The organism is Xanthovirga aplysinae, assembly GCF_009711365.1.
Classification (GTDB): domain Bacteria; phylum Bacteroidota; class Bacteroidia; order Cytophagales; family Cyclobacteriaceae; genus Xanthovirga; species Xanthovirga aplysinae.
This window is the reverse complement of sequence record NZ_SMMB01000903.1, coordinates 1-5,208: the sequence shown is the minus strand read 5'-3', so window position 1 is coordinate 5,208 and position 5,208 is coordinate 1. Positions and strand designations below refer to the sequence as shown.

Sequence of the window (5,208 nt, the reverse complement as noted above, 5' to 3'; positions counted from 1 at the left end):
TTTTTATTAATGGAAAAGAAAGTTATTCAAACCAAGGACTTTAAACTTGTTAAATCTAATAAGTTGGTGGAATCTCGTAGTGGATTCACCCTTACTCAGCAAAGGGCTATACTTTTAGCAATGGTTCAAATTCAGCCTGAGGCTAAGGAATTAGGAGAATATAAAGTTTTTATTTCTGATGTATTAGGATTGGAGAGAGGGGAAAAGATTAAGGGAGCTCAGTATAAGCAAGTGAGAGAATCTTTGCAGCAGTTAACTAAAACCTCCATTGATATTCTAGACTCAGACGAGCAATGGGAATCTTTAAATTTTATTTCCCATGTAAAAAAGGTAAAAGGTGAGGACTTTGTCACTATAAAATTTTCTACTGAGGTAAAAGACTTCTTGATTGATCTAAAAGAAAAGTATACAAAATATTCCCTTATTAATGTTTCTCATATGAAAAAGGTGCATTCAATTCGCCTTTATGAATTATGCAAGCAATATGAGAAAATTGGCCGACGAAAGATTGAATTAGGGTTATTAAAAGAGATGTTATACCTCAATGAAAAAAGGAGTTATGATAGGGTAACTTATGTGAAAAGTAGAGTAATTGACCCAGCAGTAAAAGAAATCAATGAAAATTCAGATTTAATAATTGCTTATGAAGCTATTACTTCTGGTAATAAGGTGACGCATTTTCTTTTTGCAATTAAGAAAAAGCCATCAATGGTTTTGACATCAGATAACTCCACCGAAGGCAGCATTGAAAGTGGGGCTATAGGGCCTGATGTTGAAGGAGATGATAATTTATGGTATGAAAAGCTTAAAAAGAAGTATGATAAGGACCTTTTAGATTTCTCAATTGAAAAAATTGAAAGTTTGCAGAATGTCAAGAATAAACGAGGCTATTTAATAAAAGCCATGAAACATGAGTATTTTCTTGAAGAGTTTAGGGAGGAACAAAAAAGAAAAAATTCTCTTAAGCTTAAGAAACAAGAAAGGATCATAAAGAAACGTGAGGAAGATCTAAAGGAAAAGATAAATAAAGATTACGATAATTTTCGAAGGGAACTTTTTGATCGATTTCTTGGCCAGGCCAATGATGATGATTTAGAAGAATTCTTGTTTGAGATTGAGGACAGTGAAGAACCAATAGTAAAAAGGTTTTACAATGAATTTAACTCTGGGAAACCTTCTAGTCTTGCTCAAAGCCATTATGCCCAGTGGCTTATTAAAAGACATGGAAATGGTGAAGAAAAGGCCATGCTTGATATTAATAATTATATTGATCAATACCACAAAAATGAGTTTATATTTTGATTGCCTCTCCCCTATTGGTAATTCTCAACGTCAAATGAGTTCCCTTTTTCCTAACAATTCTCCCTTTTGATACAAGGGAGATTCCTGTCTTAAGCTGCTTCTAATGCCATGTACGTAACGTTCTTTAAAATCAAGTTGCCAAAATGGCAACTTGATAAATGATTCAATGATTATTGAAAATAGTGTGTTTATATAAATTTCCTTTCAAAACTTTTTGAAAGAAAAATAATTATTTTACTTTTGGTATAAGTGAAAACCAATCATTTATTTATTGCTAATTTAAAGACAGTATCATGAGTAGTAAAGATGTTGTTGCTTTCTTGAAAAAGAAACCCTCTATTGCCCTATCAGGTCTTGAAAAAGAGGCAGGTATTCCAGCCACTTATCTTTCAAAGGCAGTGGCAGGAAATTATAGTATTTTGGATAAACATTTAGAAAAATTATCCCCTGTATTAAAAGACTATGGATATAAAGAGCAGGACGGTGCTAAGGTTATGGCCATCGCTCAGAATAAAGGAGGAGTAGGGAAAACGACAACAGCGATTAATCTTGGAAAAGCTTTAAATTTAATGGGGTACAAGGTTTTATTATTAGACATGGACCCGCAAGGCAATCTTACTCAAGCATTTGGCTGTTACAGAAATGAGATTGGGGAAGGATTTCATCGTGAAGGTAAGGATGGAAAGATAGCTCGGACTGAAAAGCAGTTGATGAATGCAATTATGCCTGAGTATAATGATGGCTTATTGGACACCATTTTACCCCTAGGAGATGGTTTTCATATTAGCCCAACTGATAACCGATTGGATCGTGCCTTATTAAGTTTGGAGGGAAACCCAATGAAAGGTTATAAGCGTTTGCGCAAAGTCATTGAGCCAGTTAAAAAATACTTTGACTATATTTTAATTGATTGCCCTCCTACTCTTGGAATGTTAACCTCTACAAGTGTGATTGCTTCAACAAGTGTTCTTTTTGTAATGCAGCCGGAGCCTTTTTCTGTGGCTGGGATGGAGAACCTTTTGGAAATGATTGAGAATGCCAGAGATTATAACCCTGATGTTATGGTGGAAGGAGTGTTGTTTACCCAATACAGGAAAACAAAACTACACGAGGGTTATACTCAATCTTTAAGAGAAAGTGTGGGGCATATCCGGATCTTTGACACTGCAATTCGTTTGAACACAGATTTGCCTGAAGCGGTAGATTCTTTGATGGATATATTTGAGTATAATCCTAAAAGTATGGGGGCTGTAGATTACAGGAATGTGGCTGTTGAATTAGCAATTGCGGACAACAAGGATATAAAGGGAATGGAATTTCTTAATTCGCTGATTGATGAGCATGTTGAATACTTAACTCCTGAATCAAATTAAAAATCATGGCAAAAAAAAATTTTGGTGTTAAAAGTAACAGTTTCATGGGCAAGGTATTGTCTAAGGAATCAGCCTTGAATAGTTCTCTTAAAGAAAGTGGAAAGAAGAATGTATTTAAAAAGATACAAATTCATCCTGAATTGAAACAATATATTGCCTCCTTATCAGAGGAAGAATTTAGGATTTTGGAAAGTAGCGTAGTGAAGGAGCGAAAGGTGAGAGACCCTTTATTATTATGGAAATATTCAGAAGAATGTTATTACATACTAGATGGTCATCATCGCTATTCCGTGCTAGAGAAGAATCAGGACAATGAAATTGATTGGAACTATCAACTGATTGAACTGGATGGATTAGAAGCCGCTTTTGAATTGATGGAAGAAATTCAATTGGGTCGAAGAAATGCGACAAAAAATTATATTGCTTATTTAAGAGGAAGGTCTTATTTGCGGGAAAAGGGAAAGCATGGAGGGGGCCGTTCTAGTGGGAAGGGTAGGAAAAGTGTTGACTTAGTGGCAGAGCGATTTAAAGTGGGGTCTAGGACTATTATTAGAGACTCCTATTTTGCTTTGGGCATTGATTGTTTGAAAGAGGTTTTTTTTACTGAGCGTGAACAACTTCTGCAAGGAGGTGGCATGCTGAGTAAGGCTGAAGTGAGCTTTTTAGGTCAGTATAACAACTGGGTGAATATAAAGGATTTTATTGAGTTTCTATCGAAAGGTGGAAGTTTAAAGGTGTTTGATGAGGTTCCCAAGGAACAGTGGGTTGATCTAATTAGTAGGAGGAAAGGGCCAAAGAAAAAGGAGTCAAATAAAACTAAAAGAGATCGGTTCAACTATTGGCTTCAAGCTGAAGAGAAGATTGTGAGGAAGATTGTTAGTAAAGGCAATGATGAAGAGCGAAACCAAAAAAGGATTGAGCTGGAAAAGAGAGTTACGGAATTACAGGGATTAATTTTGGAATTAAAAAATGGTAACAATTAATGTCAAAGGGCAAGTTGCCAAAATGACAACTTGCCTTTAGGTTCTCCCCAATCTAAGAAAATAACTTCGTCCATTTCGACAATTGAGGGAAATTGATTTCCATCCACATTACAGGAAAGTGGAAGTAAAAAAGAAGTCTTCTTATTAAATGAAGACTATTTTTTTGTTTTGATAGCCTTTTCATTTCTACTTTTCAGGCATAAATGGGTAAAACTGGAAGTGATATTAAATTTGTGGTCAATTTACAGTTAACAATAAGAACACATCTTGGTTTTACACTCTTTTACCTCTACTTTCCTTGACATACACTTATTTTATTGACCTTGATTGATCTTTTTTAAAAGTGTGTGGTTTTATGACTCTAAATCACCATACGATTTTTGGTGTCTCATTTACTTTTTAGTGGGAAACTCTCTAAGGATTCTCCCTATTTATTTTTGTAGTATGATAAATCTTGAAAACAGAAAACTGAAAATTTTAAAACTCCCTTTGGATCCGTGGTTTCATCGAGCCTATAGGAAATGGACTGCAGAAAATGATATTTTCATAAGGAACTAACTAGGAAGATACATCCAAGAAATCACAGGATACAATGAAGTGGAAGAACAAAGTGAAAACAAAGGGAAAGGTTTGACAAGTATGCAAGAAGTGCAAAAGCTATCCAGAGGAAATATGGAAGAACGGGAACCTGAATAATAATAAGCCCAGGTACCCCCCCCTTTTTGTATTGAAGGTTTAAAGTTGAAGCACCCAGCAATCCTTGACAAGGAATTTGAAAGGCACAACCAAAAATTAGAAAATCTATTCAAATTAGGAGAACTCGACCATTCCCAATCTATAGCCACCAATAGCAACGACCGGAACTACAAATCCTAGGAGGTAAGTAAAGAAAGACAAGAAGCAAAATTACTTTGAAGAATTTGGAGAGACTTCAAAGGAAGCTACAGTATAGAAGAGAAAGCAATATTTAAAAATGTATTCGATAAATATGGAGTAAGTAAATTTGAAACATACACAGTAATGAATATAATGATTGAAAATTTAAAGATAGAGTAGGTGGTGGCAAGATAAGAATGACAATTGACCATATTAAACCAGTTCACGAAATGACAGGACAACCAATGGAAGTTGTAAATACTTTAATCATAGGAAAGTGTAGGAGTTTGTTGTGTTCTTTAAGAAAATTAGGATTGAAGCATTCCGAAATTATCAAAATAAACATCTTTTCAAAAACTCCAATTTTACTCTAACAGTCTTAAAGTTGAAGTATTCCGGATTTTTAGGTGGTATCACAGAGATTCCAGTATTAGAAAGACACTGGTACCGGTGTTATAGAGAAATCATAATAGAATTAAAAAAAGAAAGATTAATAAAAATCGGAACTAAAAAAAAGAAAGGGATTGGTGTATGTGGGTGTTCGGAAAATTGTGAAGAAATAATACCATTAGATAAACAAGAAAATAAAGGTTTATTGTCTAAGGGCTCGATTACAGTTTTTATTTTTTTAATTTGACGTGAGACATAAAAACTGTAATCTTGAGTAACTTAAA

4 protein-coding genes are annotated in these 5,208 nt (G+C 34.4%); all 4 read left to right on the top strand.

From position 1 onward, the window contains the following. On the top strand, window positions 1-1,302 hold a 1,302-nt coding region (locus E1171_RS07770), incomplete at its 5' end, for a replication initiation protein (RefSeq protein WP_222931440.1). A 293-nt stretch (window positions 1,303-1,595) separates the two neighbouring features. Continuing rightward, on the top strand, window positions 1,596-2,675 hold the full coding sequence (locus tag E1171_RS07765) for a ParA family protein (RefSeq protein WP_155205444.1): 1,080 nt from the start codon (window positions 1,596-1,598) through the stop codon (window positions 2,673-2,675). A 5-nt stretch (window positions 2,676-2,680) separates the two neighbouring features. Further along, a complete protein-coding gene (locus tag E1171_RS07760; protein ID WP_155205443.1) occupies window positions 2,681-3,658 on the top strand; it encodes a hypothetical protein in 978 nt (325 codons plus the stop codon). A gap of 1,261 nt (window positions 3,659-4,919) precedes the next feature. After that, on the top strand, window positions 4,920-5,171 hold the full coding sequence (locus tag E1171_RS07755; protein ID WP_155205442.1) for a hypothetical protein: 252 nt from the start codon (window positions 4,920-4,922) through the stop codon (window positions 5,169-5,171). Window positions 5,172-5,208 lie beyond the last annotated feature (37 nt).